At 41.6% G+C, this 16,255-nt stretch carries 30 protein-coding genes; all 30 read left to right on the top strand.

What is annotated here, in order from left to right; genetic code table 11:
- The first annotated feature begins 1 nt into the window (after position 1).
- The 30 genes from rplD to eno all read left to right on the top strand — a co-directional run bounded on the left by rplD (position 2) and on the right by eno (position 16,185).
- Positions 2–628, top strand: a complete 627-nt coding sequence (gene rplD / locus AC5FX6_RS16370) for a 50S ribosomal protein L4 (protein WP_493598045.1) — start codon at positions 2–4, stop codon at positions 626–628.
- 1 nt (position 629) lies between these two features.
- Positions 630–917: a 50S ribosomal protein L23 gene (gene rplW / locus AC5FX6_RS16365; RefSeq protein ID WP_493598332.1), complete on the top strand. Its 288-nt coding sequence runs from the start codon at positions 630–632 to the stop codon at positions 915–917.
- A 10-nt stretch (positions 918–927) separates the two neighbouring features.
- On the top strand, positions 928–1,752 hold the full coding sequence (gene rplB / locus AC5FX6_RS16360; protein ID WP_493598044.1) for a 50S ribosomal protein L2: 825 nt from the start codon (positions 928–930) through the stop codon (positions 1,750–1,752).
- A 3-nt stretch (positions 1,753–1,755) separates the two neighbouring features.
- Positions 1,756–2,034, top strand: coding sequence for a 30S ribosomal protein S19 (rpsS, locus tag AC5FX6_RS16355; RefSeq protein ID WP_076420878.1), 279 nt, complete (start codon positions 1,756–1,758; stop codon positions 2,032–2,034).
- 1 nt (position 2,035) lies between these two features.
- Positions 2,036–2,431 (top strand): 50S ribosomal protein L22, encoded by a 396-nt coding sequence (gene rplV / locus AC5FX6_RS16350; protein WP_493598043.1) that lies wholly within the window; start codon positions 2,036–2,038, stop codon positions 2,429–2,431.
- A 4-nt stretch (positions 2,432–2,435) separates the two neighbouring features.
- A complete protein-coding gene (rpsC, locus tag AC5FX6_RS16345) occupies positions 2,436–3,188 on the top strand; it encodes a 30S ribosomal protein S3 (RefSeq protein ID WP_493598042.1) in 753 nt (250 codons plus the stop codon).
- Positions 3,189–3,218: 30 nt separating this feature from the next.
- On the top strand, positions 3,219–3,641 hold the full coding sequence (gene rplP / locus AC5FX6_RS16340; RefSeq protein ID WP_007654290.1) for a 50S ribosomal protein L16: 423 nt from the start codon (positions 3,219–3,221) through the stop codon (positions 3,639–3,641).
- A 3-nt stretch (positions 3,642–3,644) separates the two neighbouring features.
- Positions 3,645–3,845 (top strand): 50S ribosomal protein L29, encoded by a 201-nt coding sequence (rpmC, locus tag AC5FX6_RS16335; protein ID WP_007654289.1) that lies wholly within the window; start codon positions 3,645–3,647, stop codon positions 3,843–3,845.
- A 15-nt stretch (positions 3,846–3,860) separates the two neighbouring features.
- On the top strand, positions 3,861–4,118 hold the full coding sequence (gene rpsQ, locus AC5FX6_RS16330; protein WP_493598041.1) for a 30S ribosomal protein S17: 258 nt from the start codon (positions 3,861–3,863) through the stop codon (positions 4,116–4,118).
- 1 nt (position 4,119) lies between these two features.
- Positions 4,120–4,488: a 50S ribosomal protein L14 gene (gene rplN, locus AC5FX6_RS16325; protein WP_076420876.1), complete on the top strand. Its 369-nt coding sequence runs from the start codon at positions 4,120–4,122 to the stop codon at positions 4,486–4,488.
- A gap of 20 nt (positions 4,489–4,508) precedes the next feature.
- Positions 4,509–4,832 carry a 50S ribosomal protein L24 gene (gene rplX, locus AC5FX6_RS16320; protein WP_493598040.1) on the top strand — a complete coding sequence of 108 codons (324 nt, stop codon included), beginning with the start codon at positions 4,509–4,511 and terminating at the stop codon, positions 4,830–4,832.
- Position 4,833: 1 nt separating this feature from the next.
- Positions 4,834–5,388 (top strand): 50S ribosomal protein L5, encoded by a 555-nt coding sequence (gene rplE / locus AC5FX6_RS16315; protein ID WP_493598039.1) that lies wholly within the window; start codon positions 4,834–4,836, stop codon positions 5,386–5,388.
- Between the two features lie 5 nt (positions 5,389–5,393).
- Positions 5,394–5,663, top strand: coding sequence for a 30S ribosomal protein S14 (gene rpsN, locus AC5FX6_RS16310; RefSeq protein WP_007654283.1), 270 nt, complete (start codon positions 5,394–5,396; stop codon positions 5,661–5,663).
- A gap of 89 nt (positions 5,664–5,752) precedes the next feature.
- The gene (gene rpsH / locus AC5FX6_RS16305) at positions 5,753–6,151 is read left to right on the top strand and encodes a 30S ribosomal protein S8 (RefSeq protein WP_493598038.1); all 399 of its coding nucleotides are present in this window, start codon (positions 5,753–5,755) and stop codon (positions 6,149–6,151) included.
- A 14-nt stretch (positions 6,152–6,165) separates the two neighbouring features.
- Positions 6,166–6,720, top strand: a complete 555-nt coding sequence (rplF, locus tag AC5FX6_RS16300; RefSeq protein ID WP_493598037.1) for a 50S ribosomal protein L6 — start codon at positions 6,166–6,168, stop codon at positions 6,718–6,720.
- A gap of 8 nt (positions 6,721–6,728) precedes the next feature.
- Positions 6,729–7,079, top strand: coding sequence for a 50S ribosomal protein L18 (gene rplR, locus AC5FX6_RS16295; protein ID WP_493598036.1), 351 nt, complete (start codon positions 6,729–6,731; stop codon positions 7,077–7,079).
- A gap of 5 nt (positions 7,080–7,084) precedes the next feature.
- Positions 7,085–7,603 carry a 30S ribosomal protein S5 gene (rpsE, locus tag AC5FX6_RS16290; protein WP_040573757.1) on the top strand — a complete coding sequence of 173 codons (519 nt, stop codon included), beginning with the start codon at positions 7,085–7,087 and terminating at the stop codon, positions 7,601–7,603.
- A 5-nt stretch (positions 7,604–7,608) separates the two neighbouring features.
- Positions 7,609–7,788 carry a 50S ribosomal protein L30 gene (gene rpmD, locus AC5FX6_RS16285; RefSeq protein ID WP_007654273.1) on the top strand — a complete coding sequence of 60 codons (180 nt, stop codon included), beginning with the start codon at positions 7,609–7,611 and terminating at the stop codon, positions 7,786–7,788.
- Between the two features lies 1 nt (position 7,789).
- Positions 7,790–8,236 carry a 50S ribosomal protein L15 gene (gene rplO / locus AC5FX6_RS16280; protein ID WP_299705002.1) on the top strand — a complete coding sequence of 149 codons (447 nt, stop codon included), beginning with the start codon at positions 7,790–7,792 and terminating at the stop codon, positions 8,234–8,236.
- A gap of 5 nt (positions 8,237–8,241) precedes the next feature.
- The gene (gene secY / locus AC5FX6_RS16275; RefSeq protein ID WP_493598035.1) at positions 8,242–9,558 is read left to right on the top strand and encodes a preprotein translocase subunit SecY; all 1,317 of its coding nucleotides are present in this window, start codon (positions 8,242–8,244) and stop codon (positions 9,556–9,558) included.
- A gap of 3 nt (positions 9,559–9,561) precedes the next feature.
- Positions 9,562–10,335, top strand: a complete 774-nt coding sequence (gene map, locus AC5FX6_RS16270) for a type I methionyl aminopeptidase (protein WP_493598034.1) — start codon at positions 9,562–9,564, stop codon at positions 10,333–10,335.
- On the top strand, positions 10,336–10,554 hold the full coding sequence (infA, locus tag AC5FX6_RS16265; RefSeq protein ID WP_007654265.1) for a translation initiation factor IF-1: 219 nt from the start codon (positions 10,336–10,338) through the stop codon (positions 10,552–10,554).
- Between the two features lie 5 nt (positions 10,555–10,559).
- Complete coding sequence (gene rpmJ / locus AC5FX6_RS16260) at positions 10,560–10,676, top strand: 50S ribosomal protein L36 (protein ID WP_007654264.1); 117 nt, start codon at positions 10,560–10,562, stop codon at positions 10,674–10,676.
- A 9-nt stretch (positions 10,677–10,685) separates the two neighbouring features.
- Positions 10,686–11,063, top strand: coding sequence for a 30S ribosomal protein S13 (gene rpsM / locus AC5FX6_RS16255; RefSeq protein ID WP_007654263.1), 378 nt, complete (start codon positions 10,686–10,688; stop codon positions 11,061–11,063).
- A gap of 9 nt (positions 11,064–11,072) precedes the next feature.
- Entirely contained in the window at positions 11,073–11,465 is a 393-nt protein-coding gene (gene rpsK / locus AC5FX6_RS16250; RefSeq protein ID WP_007654262.1) for a 30S ribosomal protein S11, read from the top strand.
- Between the two features lie 22 nt (positions 11,466–11,487).
- Positions 11,488–12,093 (top strand): 30S ribosomal protein S4, encoded by a 606-nt coding sequence (rpsD, locus tag AC5FX6_RS16245; RefSeq protein ID WP_493598033.1) that lies wholly within the window; start codon positions 11,488–11,490, stop codon positions 12,091–12,093.
- A 37-nt stretch (positions 12,094–12,130) separates the two neighbouring features.
- Positions 12,131–13,120: a DNA-directed RNA polymerase subunit alpha gene (locus AC5FX6_RS16240; RefSeq protein WP_493598032.1), complete on the top strand. Its 990-nt coding sequence runs from the start codon at positions 12,131–12,133 to the stop codon at positions 13,118–13,120.
- 70 nt (positions 13,121–13,190) lie between these two features.
- Positions 13,191–13,703, top strand: coding sequence for a 50S ribosomal protein L17 (gene rplQ / locus AC5FX6_RS16235; RefSeq protein ID WP_493598031.1), 513 nt, complete (start codon positions 13,191–13,193; stop codon positions 13,701–13,703).
- Between the two features lie 76 nt (positions 13,704–13,779).
- Positions 13,780–14,886 carry a glutamine-hydrolyzing carbamoyl-phosphate synthase small subunit gene (gene carA, locus AC5FX6_RS16230; RefSeq protein ID WP_493598030.1) on the top strand — a complete coding sequence of 369 codons (1,107 nt, stop codon included), beginning with the start codon at positions 13,780–13,782 and terminating at the stop codon, positions 14,884–14,886.
- Positions 14,887–14,907: 21 nt separating this feature from the next.
- Entirely contained in the window at positions 14,908–16,185 is a 1,278-nt protein-coding gene (gene eno / locus AC5FX6_RS16225; RefSeq protein WP_493598029.1) for a phosphopyruvate hydratase, read from the top strand.
- Positions 16,186–16,255 lie beyond the last annotated feature (70 nt).

The raw sequence follows: 16,255 nt of genomic DNA, 5'->3' as shown, positions 1-16,255 counted from the left end.
AATGGAGCTTTCTGTATTGAATATCAAAGGTGAGGATACAGGTAGAAAGGTGACACTTTCTGATGCTGTGTTTGGTGCTACACCAAACGAGCATGCGATGTATCTTGACGTGAAGCAGTACCTGGCAAATCAAAGACAGGGTACGCACAAGTCCAAAGAAAGAAACGAAGTAGCTGGATCAACAAAGAAGATCAAAAAGCAAAAAGGAACTGGTGGAGCTCGTGCAGGTAGCTTGAAAGCTCCTCTTTTTGTAGGTGGTGGTAGAGTATTTGGTCCTAGACCAAGAAACTACAGCTTTAAACTGAACAAAAAGCTTAAAGAAGTAGCACGTGTTTCGGCTCTTTCCTTATTGGCTAAGGATAATAAAGTTTCTCTTGTTGAGTCATTTACATTTGAGGCTCCTAAGACAAAAGAATTCATAAACATGCTAAGCAACCTAAAGGTGGAGGGTAAGACATTACTGGTACTTCCTGCGGTTGATAAGAATGTCGTTCTTTCTGGAAGAAACCTGAATAAAATAAAGATTTCTACTGCTAGCGATTTGAATACATATGATCTGTTGAATACAGACCGTGTATTGCTGGTTGAAGACTCTGTAAACATTATTGAAAACCTCCTAAGCGCATAATATTATGATTCTGAAAAAACCGCTTCTGACGGAAAAATTCGCTGCCATGAACGAGGTTGGAAAGTATGCTTTCGAGGTAAACATCAAAGCCAACAAAGTAGAAATCAAGAAGGCAGTTGAGAAGCTTTATGGTGTTACTGTTGAGAAAGTAGCCACCATGAAAACGCAAGGTAAAGTGAAAAGCAAATACACTAAGTCTGGCGCTGTATCAGGCCGTACAGCTTCTAAGAAAAAGGCAATCGTTACCTTGAAAGAGGGCGAAGTAATCGACTTTTACAGCAGCATATAATTAAATAACAATGGCTTTAAAGAAGTTAAGACCAACAACACCAGGTCAAAGATTCCGTGTAGCGCCAGCGTTCGAAGAGATCACGACAGCTACTCCAGAGAAATCTTTGTTGGCACCGAGTAAAAAATCTGGTGGACGCAACAACTCAGGTAAAATGACCATGCGCTATATGGGCGGTGGTCATAAGCAGAAGTACCGAGTAATTGACTTTAAGCGTACTAAGCACGGTGTGCCAGCTACGGTTAAAACAATCGAGTACGACCCAAACAGAACCGCTCGTATCGCATTACTATTTTATGCGGACGGTGAGAAGAGCTATATCATTGCTCCGTCTGGAATACAGGTTGGTACAGAGATAATCTCTGGACCAGGTAATGCTCCAGAAGTAGGCAACTGCCTTCCTTTATCTGATATTCCTCTAGGTACAATTATTCACAACATCGAATTGCAGCCGGGCCAAGGTGCAACACTTGCCAGAAGCGCAGGTTCTTATGCTCAGCTGGTTGCAAGAGAAGGTCGCTATGCAACTATCAAGTTGCCGTCTGGTGAACTTCGCATGGTGCTTGTAAACTGCTATGCAACTGTAGGAACAGTTTCTAACTCTGACCATATGAACGTGAAGATCGGTAAAGCTGGTCGTAACAGATGGTTAGGTAAGCGTCCAAGAGTACGTGGTGTTGCTATGAACCCTGTCGATCACCCTATGGGTGGTGGTGAAGGTAAGTCCTCAGGCGGTCACCCACGTTCACGCAAAGGCTTGCTAGCTAAAGGTCTTAAGACACGCAGCAAGAAAAAGCATTCAGAGAAACTTATAGTTAATAGAGGAAAGAAATAGTAAATGGCTAGATCATTAAAAAAAGGGCCTTATATTGACTATAGGCTCGAGAAGAAAGTAGACGTGATGAACGAGTCTGGTAAAAAGACTGTTATCAAGACTTGGTCACGTAGATCAATGATTTCTCCGGATTTCGTAGGTCACACATTCGCAGTACATAACGGAAATAAATTTATTCCAGTTTATGTAACCGAGAACATGGTAGGTCACAAACTTGGTGAGTTTGCCCCAACCAGAAACTTTAGAGGTCATATTGCTAAAAAAGATAAAGGCAAGCGATAAAATGGAAGCAGTAGCAAGACTTAAAAACGTACCTACTTCTCCTCGCAAAATGCGATTAGTAGCAGGTCTGGTGCGCGGCAAAAGCGTAAATAAAGCACTCGGCTTATTGAAATTCGAAGCTAACTCAGGTGCCGAAAGAATTGAAAAGCTTTTATTATCAGCTCTTTCTAACTGGCAGCAAAAGAATGAAGATGCTCGCATAGAAGATGCCAATCTTTATATCAAAGAGATCTTTGTTGATGAAGGTAAAATGCTGAAGCGTCTGCGTCCTGCTCCACAGGGTCGCGGTTACAGAATCAGAAAAAGATCTAATCATGTAACTCTTGTGATTGACAGCATGACTGAAGAGCAACTAGAGAAACAGCAATCAAAGAAATCTAAAAAAGCCAATAAGTAAGAACATGGGACAGAAAGTAAATCCGATCGGTTTTCGCCTAGGAGTTATCAAAGGTTGGGATTCTAACTGGTATGGTGGCAAAGATTTCGCTGAGAAACTGGTTGAAGACGAGAAAATCAGAAAATATATTTTAGCGCGTATTCCTAAAGGTGGTATTTCTAAAATTATTATTGAAAGAACCCTTAAGCGCATCACTATCACTATCAACACAGCCAGACCTGGTGTAGTAATCGGTAAAGGCGGTCAGGAAGTAGATAAGATCAAGGAAGAGCTTAAGAAGCTTACTAACAAAGATGTTCAGATCAACATTTTTGAGATTAAGCGTCCAGAGCTTGATGCAAAGCTGGTAGGTGAGTCTATCGCGCAGCAGTTGCAGGCCCGTATCTCTTTCCGTCGTGCTATGAAGCAAGCTATTGCTTCTGCGCTACGTGTTGGTGCTGAAGGTATCAAAGTTCAGGTTTCAGGTCGTCTAGGCGGTGCTGAAATGGCAAGAACGGAGCACTACAAAGAAGGCAGAACTCCTCTGCATACTCTTCGTGCTGATATCGATTATGCATTGTCTGAAGCTCAGACTGTATATGGAAAGCTTGGTATCAAAGTATGGATCTTCAAAGGTGAGGTTTACGGTAAAAAAGACCTTACTCCGAATGCAGACATGGATACCAAAGGTGGATCAGGTGCACAGGGTGGCGAAAGAAGAGGTCGCGGTGATCGTAAGAAAACTGACGGTGCTCCTAAGCGTAAGCGTCGCCAATAATTGATTGATAACATTATTAAGTTTTAGAAAATGTTACAGCCGAAAAGGACTAAATATAGAAAAATGCAAAAAGGCCGTGTGAAAGGTCTGGCTCATAGAGGCAGTACTATTTCATTTGGTTCTTTTGCGATCAAATCACTGGAGGCTTCATGGATTACAAGCCGTCAGATTGAAGCAGCTCGTATCGCTATGACTAGAGCGATGAAACGTGAAGGTCAAGTATGGATTCGCATTTTCCCTGACAAACCAGTTACGAAGAAGCCTGCAGAGGTTCGTATGGGTAAGGGTAAAGGTTCTCCTGAATATTGGGTAGCCGTAGTTAAACCAGGTACCATCATGTTCGAATCAGACGGTGTACCAATGGAAGTGGCGAAAGAGTCACTGAGATTAGCTGCCCAGAAGTTGCCAGTTAAAACAAAGTTTGTAGTACGTAGAGATTACGTTGAGAAATAGTATATGAAAAATTCAGAGATTAAAGCTTTGTCTTTAGAAGAGCTGAAAGAGAAGCTTAATACGGAGCAAACAACAATGCAGAACCTTCGTTTTGCACATGCTATTTCTCCGTTGGAAAATCCGATGAAAATCCGTGAGACGAAGAAAGCAATTGCTCGTCTGAATACTGAGATCCGTCGCCGTGAAATTGAAGCTAACTCTTAATACTTAATAGAAATCATGGAAGAGAGAAATCTTAGAAAAGAAAGAAGTGGTAAGGTTGTTAGCAACAAGATGGACAAGTCTATCACTGTGTTAGTGGAAAGCAGAATGAAGCACCCGATGTATGGTAAATTCGTTAGCAAGTCCACCAAATTCATGGCTCATGACGAGAACAACGAATGTAACATCGGTGATACCGTGCGCATTCAGGAGACACGTCCTCTAAGCAAGAATAAAAACTGGCGTTTAGTAGAAATTATAGAAAGGGCGAAATAACATGATACAGCAGGAATCAAGATTGAACGTAGCCGACAACAGTGGAGCTAAAGAAGTTCTTTGCATCCGCGTTCTAGGTGGTACAGGCAAGAAATATGCTTCTATCGGTGATAGAATCGTTGTAACTGTGAAATCAGCCCTTTCTTCTGGAAACGTAAAAAAGGGAACTGTTTCTAAAGCAGTTATTGTAAGAACAAAGAAAGAGATCAGAAGAAAAGACGGTTCTTATATTCGTTTCGACGATAACGCCGCTGTACTTCTGAATGCTAACAACGAGCCACGTGGTACACGTATCTTCGGACCGGTTGCACGTGAGTTGCGTGAAAAGCAATTCATGAAAATTGTTTCGTTGGCACCTGAAGTTCTTTAATCATTAATTCAGACATCAAGATGAATAAGAAAAAACTTCACGTAAAGACTGGCGATACAGTTAAGGTGATTGCCGGTGACGACCGCGGAAAAACAGGCCGCATTACAGCTGTTAATATTGAGAAGCAAAGAGTAACTGTAGAGGGTATTAACATGGTGACTAAGCATTCAAAGCCTAGCGCTAAAAACCCTCAAGGTGGTATCTCTAAAATGGAAGCTCCTATTCATGCTAGCAACGTAGCGATCGTTGATCCTAATTCAGGGGAAACCATCAAAGTTGGTAGAAGAAAAAACAGCGAAGGTAAAACAGAGCGTTATTCTAAAAAATCAGGAGAAGTAATCTAATATGGCAACTGCAAGATTTAAAGAAAAATATCAGAAGGAGGTAATACCTGCCCTGAAAGAGAAGTTCCAGTACAAGAACGTAATGCAGGTGCCTAAGATCACTAAGATCTCTATCAATAAAGGTATCGGTGCAGCTGTTGCAGATAAGAAACTGGTTGATATCGGTGTAGAAGAGCTTACGACTATTTCTGGTCAGAAAGCTGTTGCAACGATTGCTAAGAAGTCAGTTTCTAACTTCAAGCTTCGTGAAGGCATGCCTATTGGTGCTCGTGTTACACTCAGAGGTGAGCGTATGTACGAGTTCATGGACCGTCTTTTAACTATTGCGCTTCCACGTGTACGTGACTTTAGAGGCGTGAACGATAAAGGCTTTGATGGCCGCGGTAACTACACACTAGGTGTGAAAGAGCAGATCATCTTCCCTGAAATCAGCATTGACAAAGTTAAAGCCATTAGTGGTATGGATATTACCTTCGTAACTACTGCTCAAACTGATGAGGAGAGCTACGAATTGCTTAAAGCGTTTGGTATGCCTTTCACTAATATTAAGAAATAAGAAAAATGGCTAAAGAAGCAGTAAAAGCAAGAGAGCTTAAAAGACAGAAGTTAGTAGCAAAGTACGCTGCGAAGCGTGCTGAACTGAAAGCTAAAGGAGATTACGAAGGACTTGATAAGCTTCCTAAGAATTCATCTCCAGTAAGGTTACATAACCGTTGCAAGCTGTCTGGAAGACCACGTGGTTACATGAGAAAATTCGGTATCTCACGTGTAGTATTCAGAGAACTGGCTGTTATGGGTAAAATTCCTGGTGTAACAAAATCGAGCTGGTAATTTTTTCTTAACATATTAAGAAAGACGAAAAGATATTCTTATCTTTGCCGCTCGCTTAGAAAAAGCGTTCAAGATTTAAGTGATTCATAATGAACTCAGATCCAATAGCAGATTATTTAACTAGAGTGCGTAATGCCATCAAGGCGAACCACAGAGTAGTTGAAATACCATCTAGCAATATCAAAAAAGAGATTACAAAAGTACTGTACGAAAAAGGCTATATTCAAAGCTACAAATTTGATGATGCTTCAGTACAAGGTACAATTAAGATCGCTCTGAAATATAACCCAACCACTAAGCAATCTGCTATTGTGAAACTTGAGAGGGTTAGTAAGCCAGGGCTTCGTAAGTATGCCGGAAATGACAACCTACCCCGCGTTTTGAATGGCCTGGGTGTAGCTATACTGTCAACTTCCAAAGGTGTAATGACTGAAAAGGAAGCTAAATCACTGAATGTTGGTGGTGAAGTATTGTGTTACGTTTACTAATAGGAGGATAGACAATGTCACGTATAGGAAAATTGCCAATCACTCTGCCAAATAACGTTGAAATTGCCGTTGCAAAGGATAACGTTGTTACTGTAAAAGGTCCTAAGGGTACGCTAACTACTCCGGTAGATAAAGACATGATTGTAAAGCAGGAGGAAAACCAGATTGTGGTTGAACGTCCTACTGAGCAAAAGCGTCACAAAGCGATGCATGGTCTTTACCGCTCACTGATTAATAACATGGTTATTGGAGTAAGTGAAGGTTATAAGGAGCAGTTAGAACTTGTAGGTGTAGGTTACAAAGCTACTGTGCAGGGTAACATACTTGAGCTAGCTCTTGGATACTCACATAATATATTCATGACCATGCCTGAAGAAGTAACAGCAACAGCTGTTACTGAAAAAGGTAAAGCACCAGTAATCACGCTTGAAAGCAATGACAAGCAATTAATTGGTCAGGTAGCTGCTAAAATCAGATCACTGCGCAAAGTAGAGCCTTACAAAGGTAAAGGTATCCGTTTTGTAGGTGAAGTTGTAAGAAGAAAAGCTGGTAAGACAGCGTCTAAATAATCATCATCATGTCTGTTAATAAAGTATCAAGAAGACTTAGAATTAAAAGAAGTATCAGAAACAAGATTTCTGGTACTTCTGCCAGACCAAGATTATCTGTTTTTAGAAGCAATAAAGCTATCTATGCGCAGTTGATCGATGACACTACAGGAAAAACTTTGGCAGCTGCCTCTTCTGTGAAGCTTGATGGTGTATCAAATGCTAATATTTCAGTGTCTAACCAAGTTGGCAAAGAAATAGGAGCTAAAGCTATCGAGATGGGTATCTCACAGGTTGTGTTTGACCGTTCTGGATACCTTTACCATGGTAACGTAAAATCATTGGCTGAAGGCGCTCGCGAGGCAGGCCTTAAATTCTAAGAATTATGTTGAAAAATAATATTCGTAGTGTAAAGGCTAGCGAGATCGAACTTAAAGAAAAAGTAGTTGCGATCAATCGTGTAGCCAAAGTTGTAAAAGGTGGTAGAAGATTTAGCTTCGCTGCCATCGTCGTAGTAGGTGATGGTAATGGTGTAGTTGGATACGGCCTTGGTAAAGCAAATGAAGTAACTGATGCTATTGCTAAAGGTATCGATGATGCTAAAAAGAACCTGGTGAAGGTTCCACTTTATCATCACACTGTTCCTCATGCAATGGAAGGAAAGTACTCAGGCGGTTTTGTGCTTGTTAAACCTGCAGCTCCTGGTACAGGTGTAATTGCTGGTGGTGCGATGCGTGCAGTGCTTGAAAGTGCTGGCATTAAAGACGTACTTTGTAAGTCTAAAGGTTCTTCTAACCCGCATAACGTGGTTAAAGCAACATTCGACGCACTTTCAAAAATGCGTGATCCTTTGGCCGTAGCACAGCAGCGTGGTGTTAATTTGCAGAAAGTATTTAACGGTTAATTGAGATGGCTAAAGTAACAATCACACAGGTTAAAAGCATTATTGACAGACCGAAAAACCAGAAGCTTACAATTCAAGCTTTAGGTCTTGGTAAGATCAATAAATCAGTAACTGTTGAAAAAACACCTCAGATTGCTGGTATGATTAACAAGGTTCACAATTTAGTAGAAGTAAAGGACATTTAATATGTATTTGAATTCATTAAAACCTGCAGAAGGGTCTACTAAGACTAGAAAGAGAATAGGCAGAGGAACTGGCTCAGGTAGAGGTGGAACTTCTACAAGAGGTCACAAAGGTGCTAAGTCTCGTTCAGGTTACTCTCAGAAGTCTGGTTTCGAAGGTGGCCAGATGCCACTTCAGAGACGTGTTCCTAAGTTTGGTTTCAAAAACTTCAACAGAGTAGAGTATAAAGGAATAAATTTAGATGTTCTGGAGTCATTGGCTGCAGAAACTAATGAAAAAGTGTTTAACTTTGATTTCTTCAAGGCACACGGTTTAGTGTCCAAGAATGACAAAGTTAAGATCTTAGGTAGAGGAGAGATTACTAAAGCTGTAGAAATACATGCTCATGCTTTTTCTCAGACTGCCATTTCATCCATCGAAAAAGCAGGCGGTAAAACAGTAGCCCTTTAATTTTTATGAAGAAGTTTATAACAACAATCAAGAACATTTTTGCTATTGATGATCTAAGGGTACGAATACTCAATACCTTAGGTTTTATAGCTATTTTTAGATTAGGTTCTTATGTTGTTCTTCCTGGTATAGATCCTAACCAGCTCAAGGCCAACACGGATGGAATATTCGGTTTGTTGGATACGTTCTTAGGTGGAGCATTTAGCAATGCATCCATCTTTGCGTTGGGTATCATGCCATATATTTCAGCTTCTATCGTATTACAGCTACTTACAATAGCCGTCCCATATTTCCAGAAAATGCAGAAGGAGGGTGAATCTGGTAGAAAGAAAATCAACCAAATCACCCGAGTTCTTACCATCATTATTACGCTTGCCCAAGCCGTTGGCTTTGTAGCTACAATCAATAGTGAAGCAATTGTAATAAATACTACCCTCTTTACAATCAGTTCAATGATTGTATTGACATCAGGTACCATATTCTGTATGTGGCTTGGTGAAAGAATAACAGATAAAGGTATTGGCAATGGTATATCGATGTTGATTATGATCGGTATTATCTCCCGATTCCCGGGTGCAATTGTTGCAGAGGCTTTATCAAAAGAACTGAACGGTGCTTTACTGTTTATCTTTGAACTAATAGTACTGTTCTTTGTAGTAATGTCTGTTGTAATGCTTACCCAGGCTGTCAGAAGAATCCCAGTGCAGTATGCTAAACAAGTAGGTGGTAGTTCACTCTATAGTGGCCAGCGCCAATTTATACCTCTCAAGGTAAATGCTGCTGGTGTAATGCCAATTATTTTTGCTCAATCACTTATGTTCCTGCCTTCTATGATTGCTTCAATCTGGGCAGATTCTAATGAGACAGCTGGTTACATTGGTGCTACATTTTCTGACTTCACATCCTGGCAGTATAATGTAGTATTCGGATTAATGATCCTGATATTTACTTACTTCTATACGGCTATTACAGTTAACCCGAATCAGATAGCGGATGATCTGAAACGCAGTGGTGGTTTTGTGCCGGGTGTTAAACCTGGACGTTCAACATCAGAATACATTGATAATATTCTGACTAAGATTACTCTACCTGGAGCTATTTATTTGGCACTTGTAGCAATCTTCCCTGCTATTGCTATGTTGTTTGGAGTTACAAGAGAGTTTGCTCAATTCTATGGCGGTACTTCTCTTATCATTATGGTTGGTGTTGTGCTTGATACATTGCAGCAGATAGAAAGTTATTTACTAATGCGTCATTATGATGGCATGATGAAATCTGGTAAGCTGAGAGGCAGAACAGAGAATATTGCCATGGTATCCTAATAAATGGTTTTTTACAAGACTGAAGAAGAGATAGAGCTAATTCGCCAGAGTGCTTTAATATTAAGTAAAGCACATGGCGAAATAGCTCTTCTTATAAATGAAGGGGTATCCACCCTTACCTTAGATAAAAGAGCTGAAGAGTTTATTAAAGATCATGGCGCTGTCCCATCTTTTAAAAACTATAATGGGTTTCCTTTTAGCCTCTGTATCTCGGTAAACTCAACTGTAGTTCACGGGATGCCGAGCAATTACGTTTTGAACGATGGAGACGTGATTTCTGTTGACTGTGGAGTCTATCATAACGGGTTTCATAGTGATTGTGCCTACACCCATGGTGTAGGAAACATATCAGACGAAATTGCCCATTTATTAGAGGTTACTAAAGAGTCCTTGTTTAAGGGTATTCAACATGCGGTTGTTGGGAATAGACTTGGAGATATTAGTCATGCTATTCAGACACATGCAGAAGCCTCTAAGTATGGTGTAGTTCGTGAGCTTGTTGGACATGGAATTGGTCGTAACCTACACGAGGCTCCTGAAGTCCCTAATTACGGTAAACGTGGTCAAGGACTAAAGCTTCAGAACGGCCTTGTATTAGCAATAGAGCCGATGGTTAACCTAGGCACAAGGTACATAATCCAAGAAGAGGACGGCTGGACGATTCGTACAAGAGACAATAAACCATCCGCTCATTTTGAGCATACAGTGGTAATAAGAAAAGATAAAGCAGAAGTATTAACAACTTTTGATTATATAGATAAAGCTAAACAACAATAAATGGCGAAGCAGTCCTCTATCGAGCAAGACGGTACTATCATAGAAGCATTATCAAATGCAATGTTCCGGGTAGAGTTGGAAAATGGTCATCAGGTGATCGCTCATATCTCAGGTAAAATGAGAATGAACTACATTAAGATTCTACCAGGTGACCGAGTTAAATTGGAGATGTCTCCTTATGATTTAACTAAAGGAAGAATTGTTTATCGATATAAATAACTACAATGAAAGTCAAAGCATCAGTAAAAAAGAGAAGTGCTGAATGTAAAGTGATCCGCCGAAAGGGGAAGCTTTATGTGATCAACAAAAAAAATCCAAGATATAAACAAAGACAAGGATAATTATTAATTATGGCAAGAATAGCAGGAGTTGATATTCCGGACAACAAAAGAGGGGAGATCTCTTTGACGTACATTTATGGTATTGGTCGTAATCTCTCTGTACAAATCCTAAACAAAGCCGGGGTGGATCTTGACAAAAAGGTGAAAGACTGGACCGAAGATGAAGCTAATGAGATCAGAAATGTGATCGCAGCTGAGATCAAGACAGAAGGTGTGTTGAGATCAGAAGTGCAATTACATATCAAGCGTCTTCTTGATATTGGCTGCTACCGTGGTTTGAGACACCGTAAGGGTCTACCTGTACGAGGTCAGCGCACGAAGAATAACTCGCGCACAAGAAAAGGTAAGCGTAAGACAGTAGCAAACAAGAAGAAAGCTTCTAAATAATTTTTGATCATGGCTCAGAAAAGAAAAGACAAAGCTAAGAAGCGTGTTGTAGTTGTTGAATCAACAGGCCAGGTACACATCAAAGCTTCTTTCAACAATATCATTATCTCAGTAACCAATAACGCAGGACAAGTTATCTCTTGGGCTTCTGCTGGTAAAATGGGTTTTAAAGGTTCTAAAAAGAACACTCCTTACGCTGCACAAATGGCTGCTGCAGATTGCGCAAAGGTTGCTTATGACCTTGGCATGCGTAAAGCTGAAGTATTTGTAAAAGGCCCTGGTGCAGGTAGAGAGTCCGCCATCCGTACTGTACAGAACACTGGCATCGAAGTAACAACGATTAAAGATGTTACGCCACTTCCTCACAACGGATGTCGTCCTCCTAAACGCAGAAGAGTTTAATTAGTTAATTAGATTAAATACAATGGCAAGATATACTGGTCCTAAAAGTAAAATCTCTAGAAAATTCAACGAGGAGATTTTTGGCCCAAGCAAAGCACTAAAAAAGAAAAGCTATCCTCCAGGACAGCACGGCCGTGGTCGTCGTAAGAAGCAGTCTGAATATGCAGTTCAGCTAGCGGAGAAACAGAAAGCAAAATATATCTATGGTATGCTGGAGAAGCAGTTTGCTAACCTGTTTGAAAAGGCTGCTCGTAAAGGCGGTATCACAGGTGAAAACTTGTTGATCCTTCTTGAGTCTAGACTTGACAACACAGTTTACAGACTTGGTGTAGCTCCAACAAGAAGAGCTGCTCGTCAGTTGGTTCTGCACAAGCATATCACTGTTAACGGCGAAATCGTTAACATTCCATCATATAGCTTAAAAGTTGGTGATACGGTAGCCGTTAGAGAGAAGTCTAAGTCTCTTGAGGCAATTACAACTAGCTTGACTGTACGTAATGCACGTGCTTTCAGCTGGTTAGAGTGGGATGCAGCTGAGATGGTTGGTAAATTTGTGTCTGCGCCACAGCGTGACCAGATCCCTGAGAAAATTCAGGAGCAGCTGATCGTCGAGCTTTACTCTAAGTAAGCCGCTTAATCAATTTTTAACCTTTAACACTGCAAGTATGTCAATATTAGCATTTCAAATGCCAGAGAAAGTTGTAATGGAAAAAGCCGACGACTTTCATGGATTATTTGAATTCAAGCCGCTTGAAAAAGGTTACGGAGTAACCATCGGTAATGCTTTGCGAAGAATTTTGCTTTCTTCTTTGGAAGGTTATGCAATAACTAGCGTTCGCATACCTGGTGTACTGCACGAGTTCTCGTCTGTTGAAGGCGTTGTAGAAGATGTTTCTGATATTATCCTGAACCTTAAAATGGTTCGCTTTAAGAAAATAAGCGAAGTCATTGATGACAAGATCACAGTATCTATCTCAGGTCAGGATAAGTTTGAAGCTGGTGATATCAGCAAATTCTCAACTAGCTTCGAGGTGTTAAACCCTGAGTTAGTGATTTGCAACCTGGATAAGAACATGACTTTGGAAGTTGAGCTTACTGTTCAGAAAGGTCGTGGTTACGTACCTGCTGAAGAGAATAAGCCTGCTGATCAGGTTTTCGGTCTGATTCCAATTGATGCTATCTTCACGCCTATCAAGAATGTTAAGTTCAGTGTAGAAAATACACGTGTTGAGCAGAAGACTGACTATGAAAAGCTAGTGCTTGACATACAGACTGATGGTTCTATTCATCCAGAAGATGCTCTTAAAGGTGCTGCCAATATTTTGATCCAGCACTTCATGCTCTTCTCTGACAACACCATGACTTTCGAAACAGCTAAGCCTGAAGAGGAGGAAGCTGTAGATGAAGAACTGCTGCACATGCGCAAAGTACTGAAGACTTCACTTCAGGATATGGATCTTTCAGTTAGAGCTTACAACTGTCTTAAGGCTGCCGACATCAAAACGCTTGGTGACCTTGTACAGCTTGACATCTCTGACATGATGAAGTTCCGTAACTTCGGTAAGAAGTCTTTGACAGAGCTTGAGAATCTGGTGCAAGAGAAAGGCCTGACTTTTGGCATGGACCTTTCTAAGTATAAATTAGAAGAAGATTAATAATCCTACGGCATAATTCCCGATCCCCGGGTGGGTCGATCGACGGTATGCACGTGCACAATTCAAAATAATGAGACACGGTAAAAAAATCAATCACTTAGGAAGAACCGCTTCGCACCGTAAGGCAATGTTGTCTAACATGGCAGCTTCGCTTATCCTGCACAAGCGTCTTTCTACTACAGTAGCCAAAGCAAAAGCATTACGTAAGTATGTGGAGCCTCTACTGACAAAGTCTAAAAACGACACAACTCACTCTAGAAGAACTGTATTTGCTTACCTGCAAGACAAAGAGTCTGTGAAAGAGTTGTTCGACGAAGTATCTGTTAAGATCGCTAACAGACCGGGTGGTTACACTCGTATCCTTAAAACTGGTTACAGACTAGGTGACAACGCAGAAATGTGTGTGATCGAGCTTGTTGACTACAACGAGGATATGTTGTCTACAACTGGTACTGCCGGTGGTGCTAAGAAAACTCGTCGTCGTTCTTCTTCTAAGAAAAAAGGTGCTGAGTCTACAGAGGCTTCAGCTCCAGCTACTCCAGAAGCAGAGGGCGCTAAAGATGAAACAAAAGATGCTGAATAAGCTTCATTTGTGAAATATTACAAAGGGACATGACGGAAGTCGTGTCCCTTTTTTATTTTTGTATTAAATTATTAAAATGAAGAAACACACAACTTCCGAAGCTATTCTTTTATTACAAGATGGTACCGTTTTCACAGGCAAAAGCCTGGGCCGCATCGGTACAACAGGTGGTGAGCTATGCTTTAATACAGGCATGACTGGCTATCAGGAAATCTTCACGGATCCTTCTTATTATGGTCAGTTAGTTGTCACTACTTTTTCGCATATTGGCAACTATGGTGTACAGTCTGAGGAGGTTGAATCGGATAAAGTGCAGATCAATGGCTTAGTTTGTAAAGAGTTCTCGCACTTCTTTTCCCGTAAGCGTGCTGAGAGTTCTCTGCAGGATTATTTTGAAAAAGCAGGTATCGTTGGTATCTGTGAAATTGATACGCGTGCTCTAGTGCGTCACATTCGTGACAAAGGGGCTATGAACGGTATCATATCATCTGAGACATCTGATGTGATAGAGCTTAAGAAACGTTTAGCCGAAGTTCCTTCTATGGCAGGACTTGAGCTATCGTCGCATGTTAGCACGCCACAGGTATACGACATGAAACCTGAAGTAGTAAAGTATAGAGTTGCTGTACTGGACCTTGGTGTGAAGCGTAACAGCCTTAATAATCTGGTGGCGCGTGGCTGTGAGGTGAAGGTATTCCCTTACGATACGCCATTTGAGGAAATGGAAAAGTGGAATCCAGACGGTTACTTCATTTCAAATGGCCCTGGAGACCCGGCTGCTACAACCATTGCGATCAATAGCGTAAAGCAAATACTGGACAAGAACAGACCAATGTTTGGTATCTGCATGGGACACCAGATGCTGGCACAGGCAAATGGAATTGCTACCTACAAGATGCACAACGGCCATAGAGGACTGAATCACCCAGTTAAGAACCTGCTTACTGGATTGAGCGAGATCACGTCTCAGAACCACGGCTTTGTTGTGGATTCGGAGCAACTGAAGAACCACCCGGACGTAGAAGTGACGCATATCAACCTGAACGATAATACCGTGGAAGGTATACGCATGAAGTCTAAGCCAGCATTCTCGGTACAGTATCACCCGGAGTCCTCACCAGGGCCGCATGATTCTGTTTACCTATTCGATGACTTTATTACGCTGCTAGAGCAAAACAAGTAAAACTATATAAAAAACAAACCGATGAGCTTAATTACAGATATTAAAGCCCGCCAGATCTTTGACTCAAGAGGCAACCCAACAGTAGAAGTAGATGTGTTCACAGAGAGCGGCGTGTTAGGTCGTGCTGCTGTTCCTTCTGGCGCTTCTACAGGTGTGCACGAGGCGGTAGAACTTCGTGACGGTGACAAAGGCAAGTACATGGGCAAAGGTGTGCTGCAGGCCGTTCAAAATGTAAACGAGAAAATAGCTGAAGAGCTTGTCGGATTTCCGGTGTTCGAGCAGAATCTGCTTGACAAGATCATGATCGAGCTGGATGGTTCTGAGAACAAAGCCAATCTGGGAGCCAATGCAATACTTGGCGTATCGCTTGCCATTGCCCGTGCTGCTGCGCAGGAACTAGGTATGCCATTGTATCGCTACGTAGGTGGTGTTAATGCCAATACCCTGCCTGTACCGATGATGAACATCCTGAACGGTGGCAGTCATGCTGACAATGCGATCGATTTCCAGGAGTTCATGATCATGCCGGTTGGTGCTCCTTCTTTCTCTGAGGCGCTTCGTATGGGTTCTGAAGTGTTCCATCACCTGAAGAACGTGCTGAAGAAAAAAGGCCTTTCGACAAACGTAGGTGACGAAGGCGGATTTGCACCGAATATCGCTTCCAATGTAGAGGCAATCGAAGTAGTGCTTCAAGCAATCGAGGCAGCTGGTTACAAGCCAGGCGATGATATGATGATTGCCATGGATGCTGCCAGTTCTGAGTTCTATGATAAGTCTACTGGTCTCTATACCTTCAAGAAGTCTACAGGCGATAAGCTGACTTCTTCTGAAATGGTAAGCTACTGGAAAGAATGGACAGAGAAGTATCCGATCGCTTCTATTGAAGACGGTATGGATGAAGACGACTGGAAAGGCTGGAAAGAGCTGACTGAATCCATCGGCAACAAGGTACAGTTGGTAGGCGACGATTTGTTTGTGACAAACGTAAAGCGTCTGCAGCAAGGTATAGACCAGGGTGTGGCTAACTCTATCCTGATCAAAGTGAACCAGATCGGAACACTGACGGAGACAATCAACGCCATTAACCTGGGCCTGCGCCACGGGTATAAGAGTGTTATGTCACACCGTTCAGGCGAAACAGAAGACAACACGATCGCTGACCTGGCTGTGGCATTGAACACTGGTCAGATCAAGACAGGTTCGGCTTCCCGCTCTGACCGTATGGCCAAGTATAACCAGTTGCTTCGCATTGAGGAAGAGCTTGGTGAAGTGGCTTACTATCCTGGTAAGAAGTTCTAAGTAACCTCTGAAAAATATTTTAGGCATAAGGCTGTGGGTTTATGACTCACAGCCTTATTTTTGTGTAAAG

This window comes from Pontibacter sp. LHS2 (assembly GCF_058932845.1).
This window is presented reverse-complemented; position numbering and strand designations above follow the sequence as displayed.

Excerpts from the sequence above, each read along its gene's own strand:
- rpsK (WP_007654262.1), top strand. The coding sequence starts at position 11,073 with ATGGCTCAGAAAAGAAAAGACAAAGCTAAGAAGCGTGTTGTAGTTGTT.
- rplB (WP_493598044.1), top strand. The coding sequence starts at position 928 with ATGGCTTTAAAGAAGTTAAGACCAACAACACCAGGTCAAAGATTCCGT.
- rpsS (WP_076420878.1), top strand. The coding sequence starts at position 1,756 with ATGGCTAGATCATTAAAAAAAGGGCCTTATATTGACTATAGGCTCGAG.
- rplX (WP_493598040.1), top strand. The coding sequence starts at position 4,509 with ATGAATAAGAAAAAACTTCACGTAAAGACTGGCGATACAGTTAAGGTG.
- rplE (WP_493598039.1), top strand. The coding sequence starts at position 4,834 with ATGGCAACTGCAAGATTTAAAGAAAAATATCAGAAGGAGGTAATACCT.
- rplP (WP_007654290.1), top strand. The coding sequence starts at position 3,219 with ATGTTACAGCCGAAAAGGACTAAATATAGAAAAATGCAAAAAGGCCGT.
- map (WP_493598034.1), top strand. The coding sequence starts at position 9,562 with ATGGTTTTTTACAAGACTGAAGAAGAGATAGAGCTAATTCGCCAGAGT.
- rpsD (WP_493598033.1), top strand. The coding sequence starts at position 11,488 with ATGGCAAGATATACTGGTCCTAAAAGTAAAATCTCTAGAAAATTCAAC.
- eno (WP_493598029.1), top strand. The coding sequence starts at position 14,908 with ATGAGCTTAATTACAGATATTAAAGCCCGCCAGATCTTTGACTCAAGA.
- rpmD (WP_007654273.1), top strand. The coding sequence starts at position 7,609 with ATGGCTAAAGTAACAATCACACAGGTTAAAAGCATTATTGACAGACCG.
- rpsN (WP_007654283.1), top strand. The coding sequence starts at position 5,394 with ATGGCTAAAGAAGCAGTAAAAGCAAGAGAGCTTAAAAGACAGAAGTTA.
- rpsE (WP_040573757.1), top strand. The coding sequence starts at position 7,085 with ATGTTGAAAAATAATATTCGTAGTGTAAAGGCTAGCGAGATCGAACTT.
- rplN (WP_076420876.1), top strand. The coding sequence starts at position 4,120 with ATGATACAGCAGGAATCAAGATTGAACGTAGCCGACAACAGTGGAGCT.
- AC5FX6_RS16240 (WP_493598032.1), top strand. The coding sequence starts at position 12,131 with ATGTCAATATTAGCATTTCAAATGCCAGAGAAAGTTGTAATGGAAAAA.
- rplQ (WP_493598031.1), top strand. The coding sequence starts at position 13,191 with ATGAGACACGGTAAAAAAATCAATCACTTAGGAAGAACCGCTTCGCAC.
- rplF (WP_493598037.1), top strand. The coding sequence starts at position 6,166 with ATGTCACGTATAGGAAAATTGCCAATCACTCTGCCAAATAACGTTGAA.
- infA (WP_007654265.1), top strand. The coding sequence starts at position 10,336 with ATGGCGAAGCAGTCCTCTATCGAGCAAGACGGTACTATCATAGAAGCA.
- rpsQ (WP_493598041.1), top strand. The coding sequence starts at position 3,861 with ATGGAAGAGAGAAATCTTAGAAAAGAAAGAAGTGGTAAGGTTGTTAGC.
- rpmC (WP_007654289.1), top strand. The coding sequence starts at position 3,645 with ATGAAAAATTCAGAGATTAAAGCTTTGTCTTTAGAAGAGCTGAAAGAG.
- rpsM (WP_007654263.1), top strand. The coding sequence starts at position 10,686 with ATGGCAAGAATAGCAGGAGTTGATATTCCGGACAACAAAAGAGGGGAG.
- carA (WP_493598030.1), top strand. The coding sequence starts at position 13,780 with ATGAAGAAACACACAACTTCCGAAGCTATTCTTTTATTACAAGATGGT.
- rplR (WP_493598036.1), top strand. The coding sequence starts at position 6,729 with ATGTCTGTTAATAAAGTATCAAGAAGACTTAGAATTAAAAGAAGTATC.
- rpsH (WP_493598038.1), top strand. The coding sequence starts at position 5,753 with ATGAACTCAGATCCAATAGCAGATTATTTAACTAGAGTGCGTAATGCC.
- secY (WP_493598035.1), top strand. The coding sequence starts at position 8,242 with ATGAAGAAGTTTATAACAACAATCAAGAACATTTTTGCTATTGATGAT.
- rpsC (WP_493598042.1), top strand. The coding sequence starts at position 2,436 with ATGGGACAGAAAGTAAATCCGATCGGTTTTCGCCTAGGAGTTATCAAA.
- rplO (WP_299705002.1), top strand. The coding sequence starts at position 7,790 with ATGTATTTGAATTCATTAAAACCTGCAGAAGGGTCTACTAAGACTAGA.
- rplV (WP_493598043.1), top strand. The coding sequence starts at position 2,036 with ATGGAAGCAGTAGCAAGACTTAAAAACGTACCTACTTCTCCTCGCAAA.
- rpmJ (WP_007654264.1), top strand. The coding sequence starts at position 10,560 with ATGAAAGTCAAAGCATCAGTAAAAAAGAGAAGTGCTGAATGTAAAGTG.
- rplD (WP_493598045.1), top strand. The coding sequence starts at position 2 with ATGGAGCTTTCTGTATTGAATATCAAAGGTGAGGATACAGGTAGAAAG.